The organism is Bythopirellula goksoeyrii (assembly GCF_008065115.1).
GTDB classification, from domain to species: Bacteria; Planctomycetota; Planctomycetia; order Pirellulales; family Lacipirellulaceae; genus Bythopirellula; species Bythopirellula goksoeyrii.
In genome coordinates, this window is record NZ_CP042913.1 from 2,393,033 (window position 1) to 2,417,478 (window position 24,446).

20 protein-coding genes are annotated in these 24,446 nt (G+C 50.6%); 6 read left to right on the forward strand and 14 right to left on the reverse strand.

Annotated features, from left to right (window positions below):
- Positions 1 to 2: 2 nt before the first annotated feature.
- Positions 3 to 1,427 carry an FHA domain-containing protein gene (locus Pr1d_RS09465; RefSeq protein ID WP_148073303.1) on the reverse strand — a complete coding sequence of 475 codons (1,425 nt, stop codon included), beginning with the start codon at positions 1,425 to 1,427 and terminating at the stop codon, positions 3 to 5.
- Between the two features lie 149 nt (positions 1,428 to 1,576).
- Positions 1,577 to 2,386: a hypothetical protein gene (locus tag Pr1d_RS09470; protein ID WP_148073304.1), complete on the reverse strand. Its 810-nt coding sequence runs from the start codon at positions 2,384 to 2,386 to the stop codon at positions 1,577 to 1,579.
- A gap of 314 nt (positions 2,387 to 2,700) precedes the next feature.
- Here Pr1d_RS09470 and Pr1d_RS09475 point away from each other — a divergent pair, with 314 nt between their 5' ends.
- Complete coding sequence (locus Pr1d_RS09475; protein WP_148073305.1) at positions 2,701 to 3,456, forward strand: AbrB/MazE/SpoVT family DNA-binding domain-containing protein; 756 nt, start codon at positions 2,701 to 2,703, stop codon at positions 3,454 to 3,456.
- 34 nt (positions 3,457 to 3,490) lie between these two features.
- Positions 3,491 to 3,943, forward strand: a complete 453-nt coding sequence (locus Pr1d_RS09480) for a heavy-metal-associated domain-containing protein (RefSeq protein WP_148073306.1) — start codon at positions 3,491 to 3,493, stop codon at positions 3,941 to 3,943.
- 84 nt (positions 3,944 to 4,027) lie between these two features.
- Here Pr1d_RS09480 and Pr1d_RS09485 read toward each other — a convergent pair whose 3' ends face one another.
- From Pr1d_RS09485 to Pr1d_RS09535, 11 genes are all read right to left on the reverse strand, one after another.
- Entirely contained in the window at positions 4,028 to 5,017 is a 990-nt protein-coding gene (locus Pr1d_RS09485) for an NAD-dependent epimerase/dehydratase family protein (protein ID WP_148073307.1), read from the reverse strand.
- Between the two features lie 137 nt (positions 5,018 to 5,154).
- Positions 5,155 to 6,384 (reverse strand): glycosyltransferase family 4 protein, encoded by a 1,230-nt coding sequence (locus tag Pr1d_RS09490; RefSeq protein WP_148073308.1) that lies wholly within the window; start codon positions 6,382 to 6,384, stop codon positions 5,155 to 5,157.
- A 47-nt stretch (positions 6,385 to 6,431) separates the two neighbouring features.
- Positions 6,432 to 7,577 (reverse strand): glycosyltransferase family 4 protein, encoded by a 1,146-nt coding sequence (locus Pr1d_RS09495; protein WP_148073309.1) that lies wholly within the window; start codon positions 7,575 to 7,577, stop codon positions 6,432 to 6,434.
- The gene (locus Pr1d_RS09500) at positions 7,574 to 8,362 is read right to left on the reverse strand and encodes a class I SAM-dependent methyltransferase (protein WP_168205144.1); all 789 of its coding nucleotides are present in this window, start codon (positions 8,360 to 8,362) and stop codon (positions 7,574 to 7,576) included. The genes Pr1d_RS09495 and Pr1d_RS09500 overlap by 4 nt, the downstream gene beginning before the upstream one ends.
- A gap of 314 nt (positions 8,363 to 8,676) precedes the next feature.
- Positions 8,677 to 9,300 carry a WcaF family extracellular polysaccharide biosynthesis acetyltransferase gene (locus tag Pr1d_RS09505; RefSeq protein ID WP_148073311.1) on the reverse strand — a complete coding sequence of 208 codons (624 nt, stop codon included), beginning with the start codon at positions 9,298 to 9,300 and terminating at the stop codon, positions 8,677 to 8,679.
- Between the two features lie 11 nt (positions 9,301 to 9,311).
- A complete protein-coding gene (locus Pr1d_RS09510) occupies positions 9,312 to 10,490 on the reverse strand; it encodes a glycosyltransferase (protein ID WP_148073312.1) in 1,179 nt (392 codons plus the stop codon).
- Between the two features lie 62 nt (positions 10,491 to 10,552).
- Positions 10,553 to 11,884: a hypothetical protein gene (locus Pr1d_RS09515; protein WP_148073313.1), complete on the reverse strand. Its 1,332-nt coding sequence runs from the start codon at positions 11,882 to 11,884 to the stop codon at positions 10,553 to 10,555.
- Positions 11,885 to 12,293: 409 nt separating this feature from the next.
- A complete protein-coding gene (locus tag Pr1d_RS09520; protein WP_148073314.1) occupies positions 12,294 to 13,547 on the reverse strand; it encodes a glycosyltransferase family 4 protein in 1,254 nt (417 codons plus the stop codon).
- A gap of 76 nt (positions 13,548 to 13,623) precedes the next feature.
- Positions 13,624 to 14,292: an FkbM family methyltransferase gene (locus Pr1d_RS09525; RefSeq protein ID WP_168205145.1), complete on the reverse strand. Its 669-nt coding sequence runs from the start codon at positions 14,290 to 14,292 to the stop codon at positions 13,624 to 13,626.
- Between the two features lie 303 nt (positions 14,293 to 14,595).
- Positions 14,596 to 16,182, reverse strand: coding sequence for an oligosaccharide flippase family protein (locus Pr1d_RS09530; RefSeq protein WP_148073316.1), 1,587 nt, complete (start codon positions 16,180 to 16,182; stop codon positions 14,596 to 14,598).
- Positions 16,183 to 16,535: 353 nt separating this feature from the next.
- A complete protein-coding gene (locus Pr1d_RS09535) occupies positions 16,536 to 17,258 on the reverse strand; it encodes a putative capsular polysaccharide synthesis family protein (RefSeq protein WP_168205146.1) in 723 nt (240 codons plus the stop codon).
- Positions 17,259 to 17,750: 492 nt separating this feature from the next.
- Here Pr1d_RS09535 and Pr1d_RS09540 point away from each other — a divergent pair, with 492 nt between their 5' ends.
- Both Pr1d_RS09540 and Pr1d_RS09545 read left to right on the forward strand, forming a co-directional pair.
- On the forward strand, positions 17,751 to 18,713 hold the full coding sequence (locus tag Pr1d_RS09540; RefSeq protein ID WP_148073318.1) for a sulfotransferase: 963 nt from the start codon (positions 17,751 to 17,753) through the stop codon (positions 18,711 to 18,713).
- 20 nt (positions 18,714 to 18,733) lie between these two features.
- Positions 18,734 to 19,123: a hypothetical protein gene (locus tag Pr1d_RS09545; RefSeq protein WP_148073319.1), complete on the forward strand. Its 390-nt coding sequence runs from the start codon at positions 18,734 to 18,736 to the stop codon at positions 19,121 to 19,123.
- Positions 19,124 to 19,159: 36 nt separating this feature from the next.
- Here the strand turns inward: Pr1d_RS09545 and Pr1d_RS09550 are convergent, their stop codons facing one another.
- Positions 19,160 to 21,352 (reverse strand): pyruvate kinase, encoded by a 2,193-nt coding sequence (locus Pr1d_RS09550; protein WP_148073320.1) that lies wholly within the window; start codon positions 21,350 to 21,352, stop codon positions 19,160 to 19,162.
- Between the two features lie 527 nt (positions 21,353 to 21,879).
- On the opposite strand from Pr1d_RS09550, the gene Pr1d_RS09555 reads away from it, so the two are divergent.
- Positions 21,880 to 23,046, forward strand: a complete 1,167-nt coding sequence (locus tag Pr1d_RS09555; protein ID WP_148073321.1) for a hypothetical protein — start codon at positions 21,880 to 21,882, stop codon at positions 23,044 to 23,046.
- An 85-nt stretch (positions 23,047 to 23,131) separates the two neighbouring features.
- The gene (locus tag Pr1d_RS09560) at positions 23,132 to 24,421 is read left to right on the forward strand and encodes a formylglycine-generating enzyme family protein (RefSeq protein WP_168205147.1); all 1,290 of its coding nucleotides are present in this window, start codon (positions 23,132 to 23,134) and stop codon (positions 24,419 to 24,421) included.
- Positions 24,422 to 24,446 lie beyond the last annotated feature (25 nt).

The following is a 24,446-nucleotide window of genomic DNA, read 5'->3' on the forward strand; positions in this document are numbered from 1 at the left end:
GCTCAAATCTCCTCAAAGCTGAGGGCATAGTTTTCCCCACTAATTCGGCAATTTGCGGTGATTATGCCGTTGGTGGTACCGGGATGATCTTTGGTTTCGACCAATTCCTTGGTGCGAAACTGTAAATCGTCGCCTCGACGGTAGAGGACCAGGTCATTCTCCCAGTTGGGGCATCGAATGTGGCTATGCGACCCAGCCCCCAGCACACAACTTTCGCTCATGAGAACGATGGCATCGACAGCAGGTTCGGTTTTATGTTTGGATTCCACTTCCAGGACGGCTGTAGCTGAGAGTGAATGGGGCTTCGTGAAGCGAAGCTGCAGCGAGTCTCCCAATTCGATCAGTGCCTGGTTGCGTAGTACGATGGGTCCGGTGAGTACGTGGCCGTCAACTTTTGTAGTATGAATCGGTGTAAGTACATAGTTTTCTCGTTCGCGTCGGATCGTGGCGTGACGACGTGAAAGATCCGCACGCACTGGAATATCGACGCCACCTTCTGCCGTTGGCTGACCAATGACGATTTCGTCGTTCAGGCAAATCAGGAATCCGCCAATCTCGTCGATCCATGCGATTATGCGTTTTCCAGCTTCTGGTTTGGTGGTCATAGTGTCGACAGTCGCGCAACTGCGCCAAGCTTGAGTACTCGTTGTAAGGGGCGAACCGGCCTTTCGACCGTTTTGGCGAAATTGTGGGCGAATGTTTCTTGTTGTGGCCTTCAAACCAACCGCTTCCCAGGCCCGCCTTCTGGCCGTCAGGGCAGGGGGGTGCTCAGGAGCCAATTCTAGCACGGCTTCCGCACGGGTGAGAACTTCAGTCCAATTCTCCTGCTGAATCGCATCATGCAGTGCATTCACCATGGTCGGACACTGTTGAGCGTCTCTAGCGAGTTCCGCCTGGCGGGAGGCAAGTTGCGTTGCCAAGGATTCGTTCCCCTCGGGCAGCAACCGCTCGACTCGGGTAAGTCCCTGAATGGCTTGGCTAAATTCACCCGAGTAGGCTAGGGACTTGGCATCGTTTATCAAGCGTACGATGATTTTCCAGAGGCGTCGTTCGTCGCCGCCCAGTCGATGCTGTTCGAGTTTAGCAATCTGACGTTCCGCCATAGCTGTTTCTCCACACTCCAACATCTGCCGAGTATTGGCAATTCCTTGTCGGGCTTGCTCCTGGCGGAACTGGTCGATCAACTGTTCGCTTCCGCCCATTCGTTCGACCTGCCGAATGTCATGCCAGCCGGCAACACTGTCGCCAGCGGCAATTTTCCCGGCTGCACGGTCTACCATACGAGTGGCCACTTCTTTGGAGAGTCGCTTGGCGGGAAGAAAGTCTCGCAGAGATTCTCGACTCAACAATGCGGAAGCTTCTTCACAGCGACCTTCGTCGATGGCTACTTGAGCTGCTCGAATTTTTATCCGCCAGCTTGGAAACATGGTTGAGTGTCCTTTCTGTCATTTCGAGGTACCCCGAGAAATCTGGCCAGATCCCTCGGGATACCTCGGGATGACAACACGTGCCGGAGGGCGGGGTCTCGTGTGACTAACAACCCCCACCTTCCGGTGGGGGCTGCGATGCACGATTGCTACTTCTCGAAATTCACAACGGCCACTTCTGAATCACCAGCTTGGTTGAGCTGAAAATACTCAGCAACCTGATCTGCGATGTTCTCGGTGGCTGGCTCATCCAGCGGAATTTCATCTGCGAAATTGGTATCCGCATTGGCGAGCTTTGCCGCCACATCGAGTCGTGTGCGAATATCGACGATCAGTTCCTTGGCACGAGCCAATTGACTGTCGTCGAGTTTCATGTCGCTCGATGCCTGGGCTACTTCGACAAGCTTCAATTTGGCTTCCAGGTTCTCGACTTCCACCTGAAGCTGGCGTTGGGAGCTCATCATCGCCGCCAACTTTTCGCGGGCCGCTTCGAGGTTACGCTGCCGTGCGTTACGCATGTCGGCCAGGCTTCCAAGTGTGGCATCCGAGGTCTTGTAGCGGACAAACCGACGCGAGAGATCTTGCTTCACTTCGTCAGAAGAGTAGCGATTCCCAGCGTAGCGAAAGACATTCTTTCCTGAGCTCAGGTCAGACTGCAAACGCATGATTTCCGACTTTTCCTTGGCAGCTTTCGCTTCGGCCGTCTCAATCCGCTTGTCGAGCGATTCGACCTCAACTTCTTCCTTGGCAATGACATGCATGCTGCGACGAACTTCCGGCTCAAGATCGCGGACCATTTTACGGGCACGGTCGATCTGGAACTCCAAGGGTACGCTCTCTTCGACGGTCTGACTCGCACGCTCATAGGAGGTCGTCAGGTAGCTCATGGCCCCTTTGCCCAAGAGAATCCCCCATAGCAGCCCCACAACTAACACACTCAAGACTAATTTTTTGATCATGACAAATACCCTCCAATTAGGTTCTAAAAGCCATTAACACCGAAAACAGGCCGCTGCCAAATTCGGTCACTAAGAGGTATTTCGCCGTGTCTTTAGGGATCTTGGCCAAAAATATGAAAAAGTTCATGAAAGTCCGAACATGGCTCCTGCCCAGCACGTACCGAAACCCTCCCTGGCTCTGGAACCCAAGACCGATGTTGACGAAACGGGCAGAAACCGGTCTGTTGGCGGTTTAGACAAGAGCGGGCACAGCGAGTCCTCGCTCTAACCTCGCCAATCTCTCCAAAACCTCACCTTCTACGGCATTGGCTGACATGATTCGTACTTTAGCTAGAAATACTCTCAGTTCCGCATTCACCCTCGCCCTGTGCGGGGCGTTCTTCCTTCTTGGCCAGATTGGCTGCACCAATTCAAGCGTCGATCCCGCGCTTCTGGCCAAGTATCAGGAGAAGTTCACCCTGACCTCTGAGCCACCAGAAGTGGATACAGTCTACGGAATCCGCGAGACCCTCTTAGGTACCAGCGAAGCGGATCATGAAGACCATGATCACGATCACTCCGACAGCAGTGGCCACGATCATGATTCAGAGGACCAAGCCGATCACGAAGAGGAAGCTCACGAACATGAAGAGCACAATCACACCGATGAGCACGCTCACGAACATGCCAAGGAAGTCGCGGAATCGACGGAGCCCCAGCATGTAGCCATGGTGGGTCAAATAGGTGGGCTGGCTAACCCTTGGGAAGAGACCCAACCGGAATTTCCCTTTGCCAAGAGCCAGGCGATTTTTTTTCTGGCTGATCCACAAGCCATCGCCGAACACGCGGCCGAAGGGCACGTTCATGCACCCGGCGAAGAGTGTGCCTTCTGCGCTGCCCATGCCGAAGAGAATTCAGAGTTGCTAGCTGTGGTACGATTAGTCGATGAAAAAGGCCAAGTTGTGCCCATTGATGCCCGCGAGTTGCTTAATCTCAAGGTGAACGATATGGTGGTCGTCGAGGGCGAAGCTCAAGTCTTGGAAGGTGGCATGATGGTCGTCAAAGCCACCGGCGTTTTTGTACGCAAGTAGTATCTACCAACTCAATTTCTCATAAAGGATTTCGATGATGGAAATAATCTATCGTAAGTCACTGTTGCTCGCTGCCGTCTTACTAGTATGTGCAGCTTCTGCGCAAGCGGCTGATAAGGCTCCGCTTTCGGAGTCGAAAGACATTCCTGCTGTGAAAAAGACCCTTAAGATGGCACCCAGCGAGACAGCCATCTTCGTCGGGGACATGCACTGTGCGAATTGCGCTAAAAAGGTTGCCCGCAAGCTCTACGCCGTGAAGGGGGTTACCAAAGTTCGCACGGATGTGAAAATCGATGTCGCTATTGTCACTCCACAGCGGAACCAAGAGCTCGATTCCAAGGCGCTCTGGGCCGCAGCTGAAAAATCGGGAATTCCACCCATCAAGTTGATCGGACCTGCAGGAATCATCGAAGCAGATGAAGAAGCCAAGAAAGAGGCCTCCAAAGCTGCCCACGACCACGCTGCGGAAGAAACCAAGACCAGCTGAATCTGAGGCTGAATTCCAACACGAAATGAAAACGCCCCGGGATTGCAATCCCGGGGCGTTCTCCGTTTGATCTTCACTATTCCTCTAGGCAGGCTGGCCGGCGTACTGCTTTTGATATTCGCCGTAGATCCAGTCATAGGTCTTTTTCATCCCGTCGCGGAGACGGATGCCAGGGGCCCAACCCAAGTATTCCTGGATCTTGGTGTTGTCGCTATTGCGGCCGTTGACCCCCTTGGGAGCGGTCAGATTGTGTGTGTGTTTGAGCTTCACGCCGGCAATGTCTTCGACCATGTCGTAGAGGCCCTCAATCGTGGTGAGCTCATCTGAGCCAAGATTGATGGGTTCGAGGATATCGCTATCGGTAATGGCCAAGATACCTTTGATGCAGTCATCGATGTACATGAAGCTGCGGGTCTGCTTGCCATCGCCCCAAATTTCCACCTCGGTAGCCCCCGTTTCTTTGGCATGGATGATCTTGCGGCAGGTCGCAGCAGGTGCCTTCTCACGACCCCCTTCCCAAGTGCCGTAAGGACCATACACATTGTGAAAACGAGCGACACGGGTGTAGAGGCCATAGTCTTCCCGGAAGTGGCGACACATCCGTTCAGAAAAGAGCTTCTCCCAACCGTAACCATCTTCAGGCATCGCCGGATAGGCATCCGCTTCTTTGAGAGGCACTACGTCTTCGGACTTCTGCTTATCCGCATTGTAGACACATGCACTACTAGCATAAAAATAACGATCTGCCTTGGCCTTCTCAGCTGCTTGAAGCAGATGGGTATTGATCAGGACTGACAACATGCAGAGAGCCTTGTTGTTTTCGATGAATCCCATGCCACCCATATCGGCAGCCAGGTTGTAGACATCACCCACCCCCTGACAAGCAGCATGGCAGTTGTCGCTTCCCTTGAGGTCAGCAACGACGTTCTCTGCGTCATCAAAAACCTGGTACCACTCCTCTACGGGCTTGATATCGACACTGCGCACTTGATGACCATCCTGAAGCAATCGTGCGACTAAATGCCCACCGATGAATCCACCGCCACCGGCAACGAGAACTGGTTTCTTACTCATCCGAAATTGTCTCCGCAGAAAACTGAATTAGTGTTATTGAGTTGTCTCGATCTCAGGTAAACATTTCATTATACCTTGCAGCTGATCGTTGTAAAACGGACCAAATGCAAAGCGGCAGTACTCCGAAATCTGCAATTTCAGGTCCATTCGACCACGTCGCAGAACTTGCCACAGAGGGTCTTCATGCTAAGTTCCTGCTCGATCAACTGCTTGCCACGGTTTCCTTTGACAGCGAGTTCAGCCGCTGGAGTAGCTGCCAATTGGCGAATGCAGGCTTCCGCATTGGCAACATCACCATGATTGACTTGCCAGCCAATGTCGTGTGATTGGAGCAATTCTCCCACGTGCGATTCCATGGGTCCTAGCAGCAAAACCGGACGGGCTACTGCCATGGCCCCGTAGACTTTGCAGGGGTGTACGATCCCCACCATTTCTGTGCCCATCGCCACTAAATGGACATCGGCCGCAGACAGCGAGTATTTGATTTGGTCCAAGGGTTGATAGGGCAGGGTACGGACATTGCTAACTTGCTCGCGCTGGATGAACTCGTCAATTTGCTTTTTGCCGTTTCCGCCGCCAATGAATAAAAATACTATGCGCGGATCATCCTGAATTTTGCGAGCCGCTTCGAGAATCGTGATCACAGGATGTGCTGGACTAATGTTGCCCGAATACATAATGACAAACTTGTCGTCTAAGCCATGCTCTTTCCGGAAGGGATTGTTCGCGTGATCCACAGGTTCCAGATGGCTTTCATGGGGCCAGGGAGGCATGATCGCCATGCGATCACCCACAGAGCTCTTCGCTTCCAATCGCGCCGCCATAAAACGGTCGAGTGCCACCACGCCTCGGGCCCGCTTGAGAATCGTCCGATTGATCCAGTCAAACACACGCACGACGAACGACCCTTCGCGGGCTTGCCCCATTGCCACGATCTGATCGGGATTGATGTCCATCGCCCAGAATGTGATTGGCACTCTTCGGAAGAACTGAATAAACACAGCAGCGGTTGAGGCCATCGGTGGCGACGTACTCACCAGAATTCGGTCCAAACGCCGAGTGAAAAGGCCACGAACAATCACTTGCAGTAAAAAGAGTGATTGGCCAAGAAGTCGAACCTTGATCGATTTCTTGCCAAAACTCGAAAGTGGCAACCGGCGGATAGTCACCCCGTCCAGCGTTTCACGGCGAAGGTACTTGCGGCTGGGATCGTCATAGCCTCGTGAGGCGGCGTAGACTAACACTCGATAGCCCCGTCGGGCCAATTCAGCGGCTGCATCGTGCATATGTTGTCCTACCGAGGTAGGATCAGGGATATAGACCTGGCTGATTACCAGAATCGTTTCTTGGGCTTTCTTGCTACTCAACTCAATTGGCCTTAAAAAAGGGATACGAATCTGGCTCTCGGCCAAGATCAGGAACTTGTCTTATCGTACAACTTAAGTAGTTCTTCCGTATACTTATTCCAATTCCAGCGTGCTTCGATATCGCGCTCCGCCTCCTGCCCCATTCTGAGAGTCCCCTCTGCATCCTCGATAAGTTCCTTTATGGCGGAAGTCAAAGCGGTGTCGTCTTCGGCTGGAACCACTAAGCCTGTTTTCTCATGCAGCACCAGTTCACTGCAAGAGCCAAGCTCTGTGCAAATAGTTGCCACACCAGCTTTAAGTGACTCGGCTATGGCAAGTTGAGGTTGGATAGTTAGCTTGCGAAATGGCAGTACCACGCAAAGAGACTCAGCAATAAGCCGGGCCAAGCTGATCTCATCAGGATAGGGAAAGCGAAACACACTGACATTCTCATGCTTCTCACACAGGGCCTGAACGCCTGGTACTTCAAAACGATTTTCACGCAAGGCCAGATCAAAGCTCAGTTCTGGATACTGTGGTGCCAAGGCATCGAAAGCAGTGAGTACCAGATCACAGCCTTGTTCGTAGGTACCTTCTCGCCAGAACAAAACTCGCTTGCGTTCGCCTGGTTCACATCCGTTGAGCTCAGTGCGAAAATCGCGAGTGATCCCTGGTCGAACTAACTGGGCTTTTCCACCAACGCTTGCACATTTGTTGGCGACGAATTGCGTCGAACAGGCGATGGCCTTTGATTTTCGGTAAAGAGGAGCCCAAATACCAGGGTGCGGCGGTTTGTAGGCGGTGCTAATAACTGGGCAAGAGCTACCCAGCATATTCAGTAAGCCTGCCAATAGAGTCATTCGATCCGCGCCGAAAAGGTGTAGCATGTCTAGCTTTAAGTCACGCGTGAGTCGTAATATCTCGCGCAGATGTTTCACCATAGCTAGCGGATAATATCCCGCCTTAATGTTTTGCTTGCCAACTTCACCTCGCCGTCGACCATCCGTAACAAAATGCAGGGGCACGACCGCGGGGCCGGGAACCACCTTGGGCAGCACGTAATCTTCTCGAAAGCAAGTCGTGATGAGTCGGACCTCGACGCCCGCTTCGCGCAAGAGAGTAGCCGTGTGCATTGGGAGCTGCACATGCCCCGAGACATTTTGCTCGCGACCCTTGGGCACTCCTATGCCCGTTACCATTAACCCAACTTTCACTCCGCACTCCCCGTCTTGCGGAAGAACACATAAGATCGTGCACAACTTCGCGGCAATAATTTGGAAAGGACACGATCTGTAGTGCTAAGCAGCCCGAGCAAGGGGTTCGGGCATTTCTTGTAGGCTTGCATACTGAGCCAGTAGGCTCCGATGTAGGTGATAACTTCGCCTCCAGCTGCTTCTCCGCGTCGGGCAACTTCGGACGGTCGCAGTCGAGTCGTTGGCCGTCGTGCCGTGCCTATTCGGGGTCGTGCTTCATTGACAAACTCGATCAGAAAGTAGCCTCCAGTCTTCACAAGTCGCGCAATTTCGTCTACCACCGTGAGTGCATATTCTGGAGACTCCGTCTGGTTGAGAAGTCTGATCGTGTAGGCGAAGTCGTAGCTCGCATCCGGCTTCGGTATGTCTGCAGCTTCTGCAACGATCAAGTTCACATGCCGTCGCTGCTCTTCGGTGAGCTTTGCTTTCAAATGCTCAAGCATCGGTCCCGATGCATCCACCCCATCGACTTGATAGCCTGCCTCAAGACCTTCACTTAGGAGCCTTCCTGTGCCACAACCGACCTCAAGGACTTTCGCATCTTTTGAAACGTTCTTTAGCGCCGATAGTAGAATATCGCGCTCAAAGTTGTGTATCCTCTTATCCCGAGGTTCAATGGTTCGTTTTGCATCGTAATCAGCTGCATTGTCGACTGTGTAGGCGGTATCCGCTGCACGAACGCTTTCAACATTACTTTCTAATGCGTCAACTGAACCGGAGAGAGTTTTTGGGTGTGTTTTAGCCATAAGGAGTTGTCTGGGTCCAAGGATCAAGAAATGCATCACTTCCTGGGACAATAATACCCCAAAAAGCAGGCGACCCTTCATTCTAGTCGCATTTAACTCTTTCTTGTAGGCAATGAGGCCGAAGTTCCTAAAACTGGGCCCCGACAGTCCTCAAGCCCGGAACGACCCGCAAAACTATTAGGTTTCTAGTAACTGGTAAGAAGACGAGTAGATCTGCTGCCTTCATTAGAACCTCGACGGCTAGTCGCTTCCTCCTCCGGCGAGGAGGGTCTCTGGACTCGACAGTGATGAACGCGTTCCACTGACTATATTCTTTACGCCGAGGGGAGTTCGTGTTTCCCGATGACTTTAGCAGGGACCCCGCCGACGAACTCACAATTCTGAACGGAATTAGTTACGACACTTCCAGCTGCCACGATCACATTTGCTCCAATGTCTACCCCTCCCAAAAGTGTTGCCCGTGCTCCTACCCAAGTACCGTTTCCGACTACTATCGGTCTAGCAACCAGATCGAAGGTAGTCTTCCTATGATCATGGCTGCCAGTACAAAAATAAACTAGTTGAGAGATGCAAACATGATTGCCGATAGCCACACTTTCGATATTGTCGATCCAGACATTTTGCCCGATCCAGCAATGGTCACCGAGGGTCAGTCGCCACGGATTCTTGATACGTACATGGGGTTTGATTACAACTCCTTTGCCGATTCGTGCACCAAACCATCGCAGGAGCAATAACTTGAAGCGACCGACGGGAAACCAACCGCTCTCAAAGAGGAGTAAACTCAAAAAGTACCAAACGATTCGGACCAACTTGCCTCGGCCTGGATTGTAATCAGAATTATCGAATGTGCTCAAGTCGACGAAAGATCGATCACTAGTTTCAACCGGATCTTCAATCACAGCAGTGCTGTCGAGAATCTTCTTATCGTTCTTCATGTGCAGCTTTGCTACCGTGGTCCCTTCTCAACGGTGTCACGATATATACGTTCATACCCTTGGACCACATTGTCTCTATCAAGCCAGTTGCGAACAAAATGTAGTCCTTTCTGACCGATTTCATCGCGCAACTGTTTGTCAGTAACAAAAACACGTATCTCGTCGGCCAAAGACTCTCCGTTTATCTCCGCGATCCGGGCACCGCCCCGCTCGATTTCGCGCCATATATCCGTCCCGCGAGTTGTTACCACAGGTGTGCCGCAGGCCATGGCTTCGGCAATCACTAGTCCGAAGTTTTCCTGATAGGTTGGCAGCACAAACACATCGGAAAGTTGAAATAACGATCGTTTTTCAATTCCTCGCACCATTCCCAGGAACTCGGTTTGTTCTTCGATGCCCAAGTTACGAGCCAATGCTTTCAGTTGATTGATGTAGCTCTCTTCACCCGGCCCGGCGATGAGCAACTGAACCGGTAACCCTTCATCGCGTAAGAGGGCACCCGCCTGTAGCAGGAATTCGACTCCCTTCTTGGGGTGGATGCGACTCAAGAAGAGGATCTTTTTCCTCTCCGGACAAATCGCAGGATAGGCCTTGTAGGCTGGATCGGGTCCCGGCAGAGGGTCGTAGGAAGTCAAATCCAAAGCGTAGCACTGGACTGCTTCTCGATCACCGATCGGGACCCAACGACTGGCCTGTTCACTCTCCGACTCGGCCGTCAAATGGACCGTTGTCGCGTTTTCAAATAATTTGCGCCCGCAGAGCGACAAATAGGCCTGCTTCTTTAGCGACTTGCGTTGCATCGACCACTCGTCCAACATTCCGTGTACGGTGACGATGTAAGGTATTCCCTGCTTCCGCAGGACCCGCATTATCTGCAAATTGCTAGGTTCCCACGGAGTATGCAAATGAGCCAGATCGACTCCATCGAGCATGTCTCGAAAGTCTTGAAGTCCCTCGCGGCTTACAAACCGTTTCGAGTACGAAGCCGACTTGATTTCAACTACCTGAGGCCAATTTCCAGAAGCTTCCGTCCAATGTGCTGGAACATCGGTTGCATCAAAGGTAACCAAAGTCACCTTGTGCCCGCGGGCAGAGATGGCCTGACAGAGGTCAACGACGGCCTGAACAACGCCCCCAAGTTCGAGCCGAATCTCACTGACAAAATGGATACATGATAAGGGGGACGTCAAAGTGGGACTCCGAGCAGTTGCGGCTGTGGACTGGTCGATATGAGATTCTTTAAATAGCAAGCCTAATATCCGTCTCTAGTTTGAGGCCACTGGGCGTACTGATACTGTGGCATAGATTGTTTTCCAAAGAATAGTTTGACGATGAACATGAGTGCCATAGTTGAAACGAAGGCAACAATAATGATTGCCGTAAAGGATCCAATGTCGCCACGAGCCAAGCCCAAGAACTGTCCGGTCACACAACCGGCGGGCAAAATAATGAACGGGTTGAACGGATTCTGACGTACTAACTCATCAAAGAACCGCGTGAACTGGCCAAAGAACAGGGCATAAATAATCAGCGCATACATCCCACCTTCAGCAGCCGCATAACCTATGACCCCCGGTGGGATCGTAATCTTCGCGCGATTCACTCCTTTGAGCTTTGCTAAAGTGGCAACGTCCTGAGAGAGAGGTTCAGGTTTGTTTGGCCAAATCTGTCGCGGGACGAAATACAACGCCATGTATTGCAAGCTAAAGAGTGGCTTTGGTTTCAGGAACACAGGGTATTGTTCTAGTGCCCACATCATGGCTCCGGCACATCCTTGACCGCTGGCGGCAGCTGCGCTGCCTTCCTTCACGTCGGCTTGCATCATCGCACGAAACAGAGCCTGCACGTCTGCAGTGCTTGAGGACTCGCGACGAATTGCCGTATAAGCTCCAATGATTATTGTGGCACCCGCTAGCAGAGGGATCATGTAGAGGATCAATCTACTAGGGACAACATATCTTGCCCAACGGTAATAGGCACCCCAGGCAAAACCAAAGAGGACTCCAATAAGCGGTCTTCTGCCAAAAATACTGTAGAGACAGATCACAAGGCTTCCAACAAGCACTGCACCAGCCACAGAGATTACCGCCGGATTGAATTTGCGTTGGCTCCAGACCCATCCTGCCGAAGCACATGCCAGCCCTGCCAAAGCAAATGAAACGTTGGTCATCGCGGGACCGACCACGGGAAGATAGTGGCCAAAGAAGCGTAATGGTAAGCCAACAGCTATCAATCCCACACTCAACGCCATAAGCATGCTGTCGGATGCTTCTGATGGCATTCCCGACGCTTTGGAGGCGAACCACCGAGCGATATTGATTTTATGGTAGGCAAAAAGATAGACAAAGAAAAAGACGTAGACATAGATCGTCAACCACAGGGCGGTGTTTTTGGGATCATTTATACGAAATCCGCTGAAATCGCCTGTCGATATAGCCTTGGCCGGGCCAATCACGTGATATACCACAAACCCCGCTAGATAAAGATTGCGGATGCTAAAGAATTCAACTTTTCGAGAAAGACCTTGCTTTAGCACTATGAGGGCCGTTATCAGGCCTAACAGATATAGAAGGATAACCGACATGTCTTGAGCTTGAACGATGACCGAAGTTTATAGGGAATTATCAACTTGTGAAGCAATCGATTGATAATCTAATGTAGCTTGCAAGCTAACTAATGCGCAGGGAAAAAAGCTATAATTGACATAATACTACTCTAGATCATCAAATTTAGTGTATGTCCGACTGTGGCAACACGGGAGGCTATCCACTGACCTCTGCGATTCTACCCAACCCCTACTCTCATAAAGAGTGGTACCACTTTTGGGGCAGGCCACCTGCATTGCCAGCCGCAGTCCCAATGGCCTTCGACTGGCCAGCCCAAAGTGCTGGCACCGGGATCAGTGTGCGCGTCCAGGAAGCGAGCTAGAGAGCAGCTGCCAAAAAGCGTTAGCCAAACTACTAGAAGAACAAGGAATTACAGAAGGTATAAAATCATACTGACTTATAAGTACAGCTTTCAAGCGATCGCTCTAGAGGAGTTGGGGGATTCGGCTCGACTGGTTTTGGACACTCTAGCAATCCTACCTCGGACATTGCCAATCGAACGCCTTGTACTGGGTCTCCACGTCGTCGCCAGTCATCGAGGGCTTGTAGTGTGTTGCATTGTAATTCCGCAAGTCGCTCATCGTCTTCGGTGACCCACAAAAGTTTATCTGAAAGATTGTTAACGTCTCCTGCCGGGAAAACGGCTCCATTGTATCCCTCGCGACAGAGCTCAGTCCCTGCACCTACCATTTCGCTTGTCAGGATTGCCAGACCTGCTGCTGCTGCTTCACAGACGACCACTGCCCAAGGCTCAAAACGACTCGGCAACACAAACACTTCCGCAGAATGATACAAGGCAAATAGTTCCTCCTGGTCACTGACAAAGCCTGTCCAAACTATTCGATTCTTCAGGTTTGCCGGAACTCTTGCCTTGAGCTCTGCTTCAAGTTCGCCACCTCCCACGACCAGGAGGTCCCAGTCAGGCCGATCAAGGGCGATCCGTATAAAAGCGGCAATCAGAGTGTCAACTCCCTTCACTGAGACCAGCCTACCAGAATAAATGAAATAGTTGCGGTCCGATTGAAGACCGTATTTAGCTTGTACAGCTAAGCATTGGTCTATAGAAATTGAGAAAATCCGGTCGTAGTTCGGCTCGTGCGGTAAGAAGAAAACTGGCTTGTGAGCACCTCCATAGCGTTCAAAAAACTGCTTTCCGCGAACTCCGCAAGGAAGCAAACCTGTCACGTGCTTCACAGCGTATCCTACGAATAGTTGTTTTAAATAGCCACGAATACCGTCTGCTTTATCTCCGAGGACGTTTGAATCGCCAAAGAGAAAATTAGGGATACAATTCTTACTACACCACCGAATAAGCCTTAGTAGACCAAGGTCATTAGCACCGGTGGTTATCACCATATCGATCTGTTTATCTTGCAAGAATCTAATAACCTCCCCCATTTTTAACCATTGGCGCAGCGGATGAAGGTGCTTCGATTGCAATACCTCTCCTTTACCAAAGACGACAGGACGAATCTCAGGAGGAAATTCTCTTTGCCAAGGCTGCCAATCGTGTTCGAACAAGACTAACGACCACAATTCGACCTTTTCCCCAAGTTCCCTTGCGATGCGCAAATGTTGACTTGCCCGATAGGGAGCAATTACGTTAGAAACGATCGCCAGTTTTACTCTAGTATTCGTCATTCTTCTTTGACTGCTAACTAAAAAGGGTTATTCACGCTTACCGAAGGTTTTCTCTTTCTGAGAAAACATCATTGCACTACAAGGACTTATCCAATACATGGAATTTAGGGGCATTTTGGACTCTTTGATTTGCGACTTCGATGTCGCGAATGAAAAGGGTGTTCCCTGATGAGTTGCTTTTCTCCTGCAGACGAGTTAGTTTCCGATGCCATGGATCATAGTTGTACGGACAGAAACCGTGATTCTTCAACGTGCTGATAATCGCTTCCTCGTCAAACCCATAACGTGTGCCACTTCCATTTAATTCGATCAAAATGAAGTTCAGAGTCTTGTCCGTCAGCACCCGCTCAGCCCCTTTGAGTACCATCGTTTCGTACCCCTCAACATCGATCTTCATCATTGTGGGGACTTCCCTTAATTCCTCATCTAATGCAATGACGGTAACTTCAATGACCTTGCCAGCAGTTTCAGCGGTAGTCAGAACATGGTTCATGCAGCCTTCGTCTTCAGTAAACCTTAGGGTAGATCGGCTATCGCCTACACCTTGATTGAAAGCCTGTGTGCGATCGAGCAAGGAATTGACTGCAAGATTTTTCATCAATCTCTGGTAGGTTTCTGGCACGGGCTCGTAGCAGATCCCTCTTGCCCCCGCCACTCCACAGGCCAAAATCGTGTAAGAACCTACGTTAGCTCCGACGTCTAAAAAGAGATCTGTGTCGTTCAAGGCATGTAAGACGAAAGACATATCGTGGAACTCTTGGAGGCCAGAAAAGATATTGCCGGTTAATCCTCTCTCACCTGGTGACACAATGATTTTGGAATCATTCACCCAGTTCACAAGTACTTTGCCCGGTACCAGTCTGCTACCTATTTGCCATTTGGCATACCTAATAAGAGCAGCAAATTTTCTGTGCCTATTCAGCGGACTGTTGGCTATAAATCGTAGAGTACTAGCAAAGGGCATGGGGAAAATTCCAAAGGCAGCCGAACCGGGAGCAAGCTTTGATTAAAGCATGCAAATGCTAAGATTTCATGAATCGCTAGAAAACTAGTTCTGCCAAGCAGAAGAGTCGAGAAATAGCGATCTCAGCAGAAAGCTGTCCCAGGGAGGGGGAATGATACCAGCCAATTCAGCAAGACGACGACTAAAAAACAATCGCATGAACAACAAGAATAGTGCACAGAAGATTGCGGTGTTGGCTGCAAGCAGAACGAAGTATTGACCGTCAGTCGTAATGGCATTCCCAATCTTTACAGTAATCAATGCTGCTCCCATTGAGCAGAGCCAAGCTGGCATTAACGCTTTCACGATAAGTGATATAGATATCTTGAAGTTTGATAAGACAATCATCGTAAGGGCCAACGAAAACCCTGTTTGCAAAGTGGCAACAATCAAGGCTATGCCGGTAATATTAGCTCCAGTGATGCTTGCCGCCAGCCAGACGCTCAGCATGAGGAAGGCCCCTTCTAGTAGGAATAAGTTTGCGCTTCGTCGAAACTCTCCCCGAGACGTAATGGCTGCATGAACAATATCAGGAATAAGTCGAATTGGAGCAACAATTGAAAAGATCTGCATCAGAGGCACAGCCATTGACCACTTCTTGTCCCAAAGCACAGCTTCGAGAACTTCAATATTGATTGCTACGAGCAAACATATCGGACACGAGACTAACATCATCACACGAATCGTTTTGATTATCGCTCTCGATTGGCGACCAGGGTCAGTTGCCAAGTGGCTCAGAACTGGAAAGAGTACAAATTGCACATTACTAGCCATTAGAATGGCGAATTGTGCTGTAAGCTGATAACCGAAAAAATACTGGCCGACTAGACTAGGTGATACCAGCAAACCAAGGACGATGTAATCTCCATTGCGTGCAAGCCCCCGTGCAAATGCGGAGAGCATTGCCCACGTGGAATTTCCGAGAATGCTCGGCCACAAGTGAAGCTGCCACCCCCCTTTCCAAGGAGTCATTCGCGTTAGAATATAAAAGGCAACGCATTCAAATAAGGATGCAAGAGGAAGAGGCAAGACGAAACTCATGGCTCCATATCCTCGGTAGGCCAAGTAAATAACTCCCAGGTACCGAAGAAAAAACCAGACGGTTCCGACCCAAGCGAGTGTTCTAAACCGGAGTTCAATCCGAAGTTTTGCTTTGAATAGTGTCGTTGGTGCACTAATTACTATCGTCAATGCAAATACCCACAACAGAGGCACCAACTGCGAATCACCATAAAGCGCAGCAATCCAAGGAGACGCGGCAGCCAAGAAGATTCCCGTAAAAAGACTGAAACATATGCCGATCCAAAAAGCAGGAGCGGTCCATTTTTCAAAGAGTGCTGGTCCCCGCTGAATCAGTACTTGGGCAACTCCCCCGTCGTTCAATATTCGGAGAAAGTTAGCGATTGAGGTAGCAATAGCAAACACGCCGAAGTCTTCATCCAACAGTAATCGTCCGAGAACAATCTGCGTAACAAAGCTGAGCAACTTGCCGACGGCCAGAGTTAAGGATAACCAGGTAAACCCACTTCCTGCAGTCTTCCCGAGAGCCTTTTGAGAAGGAAGGCGTTCTCCACTAACCACTTCGGCAGTTGATGTATTCTTACCATCGTTTTCCGACTGAAGAGATTGCATGTAATTGAATAACTTTTGTTCAAGAGCGAAGCAGTCAAAGCCATCGACTGCTGGTTAATTTCTAGTACTTAGTGGACAAGGGAAAAACACAATGATCGAAAGATGTAAATCAACAGATTCTCATATTGTCTCTATAGGGCGCAGCTTAGCGGGTGTAATGGAAGGGTGACTGCGCAATCATCAAGCGAATTGACTTACAGCCAGGCCGAGAGTATGTAGCTCACACCTATTCCGCTGAAATCTTGCTGCTAACATTTGCAGGACATGTGGGACTTTATCCTACTAGATGGCCTGTTCGCAAGCATACAATTCAGAAGCCAGTAAGCTGTAGCCGATTTGACCACCGGATGCTCTTAAAGATCAGCTTGTCCTGAATCTTCAGTCTCCACTGCTTCCGAGCCTCTCGTTCCTTCGTAATTCTTCCTTATTGAAGCACGCTCCTGCTCAGTAAAGAAGTGCTTTGCATACTGCGAATTGACGATAGTATCCAAGTAGCTAGGTGGGATCACGATGCCTTCTTTCAAAGCCCTATATTTCTCCGCATAAACGGTTTGTTCACCAGGTGTTCCCGGGAGTAGGGGATTACTAGGGTCTGCGGTAATTGCGAGATTTACCATTTCGATTTCAGGGAGCCCCAGAAAATCTGCTACCAGTCTTGATTTCTTCTCATCAGTTATTTCGGTCCTCATAATGAGTACATCATAGGGCCCTTCTGAGAATTTGACAAAACCATTCTGCTTGTCAAAAGGATAATCGTAGACATTGACTCCCAGAGCCGCCTGAAACTCGGTGGTAAACCACTGGAGCGGATGCAAGTAACGATCTGATTGCAGATAGGACTCGCAAAATTCACTCAACACTTGATCAGAGTCGATGCTCTCCCCTTGCGTTGAGTCCCTATCTGCTTGGCTTGCTTGCTGACCAAAGTCGCTTCGTGCAAAGGTAGAAAGCATGTTATCAATAGGATGCCGTACTAGAGAGATTATTTTAGCAGGCTTTCGCCTGAGAACTATGTTTCTACATGCCCAGCGGGCGGATCCAGACAGATTCTCTGATGTTATCTTCTTTGGATCCAAGTAATGCGTTCCAATCACGAAGACCCTATGCTTTCTCAGGGTTCGATACAATGCTACGGACCCCGATCGCTCCATGGAATAGACAATGACCGGAGCGCGAAGCAGTAGGAAATAGTTCACGTTGAGATAGAGAGCACGCTTGATTTTTTCTATATACATTGTCTGCTGCTATTGGATCGCACTTGGTCGAATACAGAGTTCCTGCGCCAAAATGTACTGCGCTGCCCACAAGGAAGAGTCCGGTACCATACTTTCCAACCCTATTCTACATGATCGCCCGTAATAGGTTGAGATAGTCGCCGATCATGGGCACCAAGTTTATGGAGCCGGGCCTGTAGGGAAGTAGAAAATGTCGACTGTGCTAGATGTGAGGGGGGCGAATAATGCTATAATTAGATGTCTTCCAGACAATTGTCGGGGTGCTAATGGTCCTAACGAACCTGATTCACCAACTACTTATAGACTATATATAGCTTAAGGAAAGCCGTTGGGATGACCGAGCGTACTGATGACGAACTCTTACAGAAACCGATTTTAGTTGTCGGATGTGGCCGCAGTGGGATGAATTTCCTTGGCGATGCAATTGCACAATATCCAACGTTGGCGGTTGCCCATGAGCCTCGATTAGTTTGGAAGCGAGGCAACGACCGGCTTTCCGATTTATTACGTCCGCATCATGCACGGCCGGAAGTCATTGCCGATATTCGAGCTCATTTTGCTTCGGTCGTTCGCAAAGAGGGCAAGCAGCGCTATATCGACGTCACTCCAGGCAACGCGGTCCGCCTCGATTTCGTCGACAAAGTTTTTCCCGACTGCCAGTATGTCCACTTTATTCGAGATGGAGTGGATAACGTGCTTTCGATGCGAAGGTTCTACGCCGTCGTCGCACGTATCCTTCGCAGAAATACTCCAAAATTGCAAGACAGTTACATGGCGCGCCGCGCGAAAGAATCGCGTCTGCGGCAGCTCCCCTACATGGTTGTGGAGGCGATACGAAGGATGGCGCCTTCTTGGCTCCTACCTCTGGTAGGACCCCCGGTTGCAGGTGTCCGGCTTCCCGCAATGTCGGCTATGCGACGCGAGATGGACCTTCTTGACGTCTGTTTTCTCCAATGGAGGTATTCGGTCGAATCAGCCTGTCAGTTTGGACGTAGCCTCCCGCCGGGTCGTTACATGGAGTGCCGTATTGAAACGTTCTGCGAAGAGGACCTAAGACGGATTTACGGTTTTCTCGGATTAGAAATCACGCCGGAAGCACTCGAGTTCGTGCGCAAGAGTTTCCAGCCAGGGCGAATTGGCCCAGCGATGCAGGATTGCTTTCCCGAGGAACTTGAGCGGCTCAAGTCCATGGTCGAGCCGACGATGCAATGGATCGAATCGTATCAACGGGACCATCTCTCCTCTGATACGAGCACACCGTCGTCCACTGGCAACCCCGATCGACATACGACTTGATAAGAAAGACGTGTCTGCCTATGTCAGTTTCAACCGTTTCATGGATCGACAAACAAACCGTCGAAGGGGTTTGTGTATTGACGGTCAATATTGACCGACTAGACAAAAAGCTGCATCCCCGTAAGGAGTTTGCCCAGCTGCTTGATGACGCAGTGGCTGCTGGTGAACGACGGTTTGTTCTCAACCTCTCGAAATTCCGTATTACCAATCATACCTACGGCATCTTGCAACTAGCATTCACCATAGGAAACGTCTTGCACAACACGGGCAGCCGCGTTGCAGTTTGCGGACTAAAGGGCCACCCCCGCCGGGCATATCTGTTCGCCAATGTTGAACGATTCATTCCGGAATTTCTCACCCAACAGCAAGCGATTGATGCGGTTAAGAACGATGCAGTGCGTGAGCATTAGTTCCGACAGATTTTTCTGCCAGAAAGCAGATGCCACTCAGTCCACAAATAGCGGCCTCTTCGCTTCGCGCAACTCCAGCAGGTAATTGGAAACTTCCTCTCGCATGCACCAGTCGGGTACTGGCTGGCCTTCTAAAAGTAAATTCCGAATCATGGTCCCTGAGATCGATCGTAAATGTTTTTCATTGGGGGCAGTGGACTCGACCATGGCATCTTTCTCCTCCGAATAATACACCGTATCAAAGAACACAGGGGTGATGCCAATGTCCCCCAGTTGATCAAACAAGTCTTTGTTCTGGTTGGCGGCGTAGAAGTTGCCCACGCCCGTATGATCTCGCCCCAAGACGAAGTGCGTGCATCCAAAATTCTTGCGACACAGTGCCGTAAACACCGCTTCGCGTGGCCCGCAGTAGCGTGAGTACGTGCTGAACGCCGCCAGTAGAGAGTTGGGGAGTCTTGCCGTGATCAGTCGCTCGTAGGCTCCCAGGATTGCCTCTTGAGTGAAATCTCCCGATTTTTTTGGGCCGATGACAGGATGAATGAGCACGCCGTCGGCATTGCTTCGTTCACAGGCATTTGCGATGACATACTCGTGCCCTCGATGGGGAGCATTGCGGGTGTGAAACGCAATAATCTTCGACCAACCCTTAATCTCAAACAGCATGCGAGTTTGTTCGGGCGTCAGTTGGTAGGGCGAGCGGGCAATACTCGCTGGGCCCAGATATTCGATGGGTCCACCCAAGAGTGTGACACCTCGGCTCATAAACCGAGCCACCCCCGGGTGGTTCTTGTCGGTCGTGCCAAACCAGCGGCTGGCGACGCTCTCCAAGTCCACTTCGTATTTATCCTCCAGATGGAGAATTGCTGTCGATTCGCCGGTGCGGTGGTCGATGAGCCGAATCGATTGCCCCGGTTGATAGGCGGCAAATTCCTGGCTCTTGCCCTGCAGAATAATCGGCATGGTCCAAATATCACCGGAGGGCAGGCGAAAGTCATTGAGCACACTCTCCAATTGTGCCTCAGTCATGAAGCCATTCAGAGGCGAATAGACTCCATGGGCAATCTGTTCGATGTCCATCGCCGTTTCAAGATCGACTTCGATCGCTGGAAGTTTGCTGAGCAACTCCTTCGGCATCGGACGATACGAAGCCACGCTATGCTTCTCAATATCGCTTCGCCCATGGAGAGAAGGGAGCAGCAGGGGGCTCGATTCCAGCAGATCCTCGATCCGATACCCATCTAACGACCGCCGGAATCGCTCGATCATGCTCAGCACCATGTCGACCGCCCCTACGGGGTACTTGCCGATCGCCGTTTCGGCGGCCAGAACGAGCCCATTCGCCCCGTCCAGCAAGGTGTTAGTGATATCGTTCAACTCCGCCCTGGTCGGTTTACGATTAACAAGCATCGACTCGAGCAGGTTCGTAGCCACATGGACTGGTTTGTTGGCCATGTTCCCCTTGCGGATTATCGCCTTCTGCAAAAACGGGATATTCTCTAGCGGCACTTCGCGCGACAAATCTCCCCGATCGATCAGGATCGCATCCGATTCTGCCAGGATTTCATCCAGATTGCGCACACCCAGCTTGCTCTCGATCTTGGAAATTATCGTCGATCCTGGCCCCGCATACTTTCGCAACAGGGCAACATCCTCGGCCGTATTAGCAAAGGAGAGCGCAAAATGGGTGACCCCCATCTGCCGGCCGATCTCAACCGCTCCAATATCGTCATCGGTCAGCGGCGGCAATTTGGGAGCCGGATCAATCACTACGGCCTTGTTCGAGCCAACCTTCCCGCCGTTTAATACCACGGTATCGGCACCAGTCTCATCCGCATGGAGTACCAGCAACACCACGCCATCGAAATCGAGTCCAATCAAGTTATTCGGCCGCAATCCCGCAAAGAGGGTCGGAGGAGTCAGCGATAGGCAATCACCCGTGCCAACCACCGTCTCGGCGGTCAGCCGCACATGCTGGCGATCTTGCACCACCACGTCCTTCTCCATCGTGCCGGTCCGCACTTGGGCCCCTTCCGTATCGAGGCAAATCGGCGTCGACGAATGGTCCTGAATAATGCGAATCGTCTCTTCGACTTTGCTGAGCGGGGTATGCGACAGATTGATACGAAACAAGTCCACGCCGCGAACCTGCAGCCGTTCGATCACTTGGCGATTCAAGGAACTGGGGCCGAGTGTGCAGAGAATATTGATAACGCGATCCCGTGTGGCCACTGATTTACCTTCCGTATTATTTATCGTTGCTTCTTGGTTAGCGCAAGCTGGCCAGCGATCTAGTAACCGAACCAAACAGCGCAGGAATGACGAAACCTACATTCTCCCTATCAGCCTGACACGCATAGTGGAGAATGAAGGAAATCTCCATTCTAGCTAGCTGTCTCAGAACGGGCAAACATGCTAGAAGCTTGTGCAGGCTTGGGATGATCGTATCGAATTAGTCTACCTTGCCAAAGGCATCTTGAACTCTCAGCAGTCAAGTCCAACTGGCTTGAGGATAGTCCAGAAAGAGTCTCCCTGGATTGAAGGAGATATCGTGGCGTACTCAGGCCAATAAAGTAGGGGTTTGTACGCAATTTATCGAGCCACTCAGCATTCTCTTTGCTTCCAAGTTAGGCGGGCCCTATTATACTGAAATGGTGGAGATCGCTAGAAAAGCCATCCACATTCGTTTCGCTTCCTAACCATATCCTCACAGGTTGCTCGACTGCTCTCGCCCGCGATTTACTTCCGGATCAACTCTGATGAAACATAGTCATTATTTACTCATTTTCCTACTATCCTATTCTCTGGGAGATGTGGCCGCGAACGCCCAGTACACATCCTACCATATTGGAAACTCCTTGACGTACGACAGTTTGGGAAATGTAAAAAAGACTACCAACAATTCGGGTTTCCAAGAAATTGCGGCCTTTTACGGGCAGACTCAAGCTATTGGTTTCCATGTAGACGGCGGTCAACCCTTGCATGCGATCTGGAATAATCCGCTGGGAGTGCCAGGTTCAAGTGATGACGATCTTGACGAAACTCGCGAACCTTATAATGGATACTCTAATGCTTTGCCAAATTACTCTTGGGATGCAGTTGTATTAGAGCCTTATTTTTCCCAGGGCGCAACGCTTGGATCGGATAAGCAGATGCTGGCCAACTTTGCTGGAATTACTTCAAGCTCTCCCTGGTTCTATATCATGCAAGTGTGGCCGCAGACAACCTGGGGGGACTACCAGACCTATTGGGACGGCCCCAGCCTCGACAGCGACTCCACCCCCACCCAGCCAAGAAGAGAGTTTTACCAAAATCTCATGGGAGATCTAGATAATCGTTACCGCATGATTCCCACGGGAGAAGTGATCTATGAGATTGCCAAGGCACTCGCTACCGATGCATATCCTGAACTCGCTGGTTTATCGATCTATAATCCGGCCGATGACGATCTCTCGTTCCATCGAGATACGATTCATCTCAGTGCAGACTTGGGGCGCTACGTAGCGACTGCGACTATGTATTCCACGATGCACAAACAAGATATTCGTGGACTTGTTCCCCCTTCCAATATCTTCGACCCGCTCGTCCTCACGCCTTCGATCGCCGATAGACTCAACTCAATCATATGGGATGTCGTTTCCAGCTCTCCTTACAGCGGCATTGCCGACTTTAATGACGATGGATATGTAAACGCGACGGATTTGACGCTTTGGCAGAATGAGTTTGGCACGACCTACGATGGGAGCGATTTCCTCAATTGGCAGCGACAATTACTAGGAGGATCCAATCTACTTGCCTCTGCGGTTCCGGTTCCTGAACCCACGAGTCTGGCTCTGTTCGTTGTGTTCGTAGTATCACAGGCTCGCATTTGCCGCTTTAGATACAATAACTATCAGACGATCAGTAGGACATCTAAGCCAAGGTAGATTGGTTAATAGATGTCATAACGCTTGTACTCCTACACAGTCCCGAGTTTATCGAATTTATGTTGCTACACTAGAGATGAACACAATGATTAGCTTGAAAACCGAGTGGAATATACTTACTCTTCTAGTCACTTTCGCCCTTCCAGTCTCTCCTGTGCTTGCTGTATCGATCGAAACAGTCCTGGTCGGCAATCCTCACAATGCTCCGGATCATGATTACTTCGCGCCAGGCAACGTTCTGCAGCAAGGGCCCAACGATGGCGGGCGGGGATCAGTGGCATATAACTACGAGATCGGTAAATATTTGGTGACCAATGCACAGTACGCCGAGTTCTTAAATGCAGTTGCTTCTGAAGATGCTCACCTCCTGTATAATACAGCAATGAATAGCGCTATATATGGCGGCATTACAAGAAGTGGAACAAGTGGGAATTACTCCTATACGCTAAAACCAAATATGGCCCACAAGCCAATCACCCAGGTAAATTTCTGGGATGCCGCACGCTTCACCAACTGGCTTCACAATGGCCAACCCACTGGCGCCCAAGACGATACTACGACCGAAGATGGCGTATACACTCTAGGGGGAGTCACAGTTCCAGACAACTTGAGTGTTTTTCGAAACGTAGGAGCCAAGTGGTTTCTTCCGAATGAGGATGAATGGTATAAAGCCGCTTTCCATCAACCAGCATCACAGGGGGGGGATTCCGATGATTACTGGATGTTTCCTACGGCGAGCAATGTACAACCGATCACTGCAACTGCCGATTCGGTAGGGAACATCAGTAACCCTGGATCGAATGTGGCAAGCTATCAAGGGACTGCAAATTGGAATGGTTCAACGAATGGCAATCTCACCACAGTTGGGAGTGCGGGACCGCTTAGCGAAAGTTACTATGGTACAGCCGATATGGCAGGAAACGCGTGGGATTGGTTAGAAACGATTGTCTACACCAGCGTCAATGTTCGCGATGAAGATGGGCGTAGGGTTTGGGGCGCAGGGCATGACAATAATCCTACGAATTTCCGTGCCGATCATAATGTTCATCATTTCGTTGCAACAGAGGACCGACGAAATCTTGGCTTCCGCGTCGCCAGATATGCCCAGGAAGCACTCTTTGCTGGGGACTTTGATCTCGACGACGATGTCGATGAGAATGACCTCACCGATCCAACTCTTGGTTGGTCAGCCCGCTACGGCATCGATTTAGATGGATCGGATTTTCTTAATTGGCAGCGCCAATTCGGTAGTAGCGACGTTCCTCAAACATCTTCGGCGACAGTTGTGCCGGAGCCTTCGAGTAGTTTGCTGCTCATAGGACTCGTCACCGTCGCGGGGCGCTTCCTGTATCGAGACATTGGCGGACTGGGTTGATCAACAGCGTTTGTCCGCCAGCAGC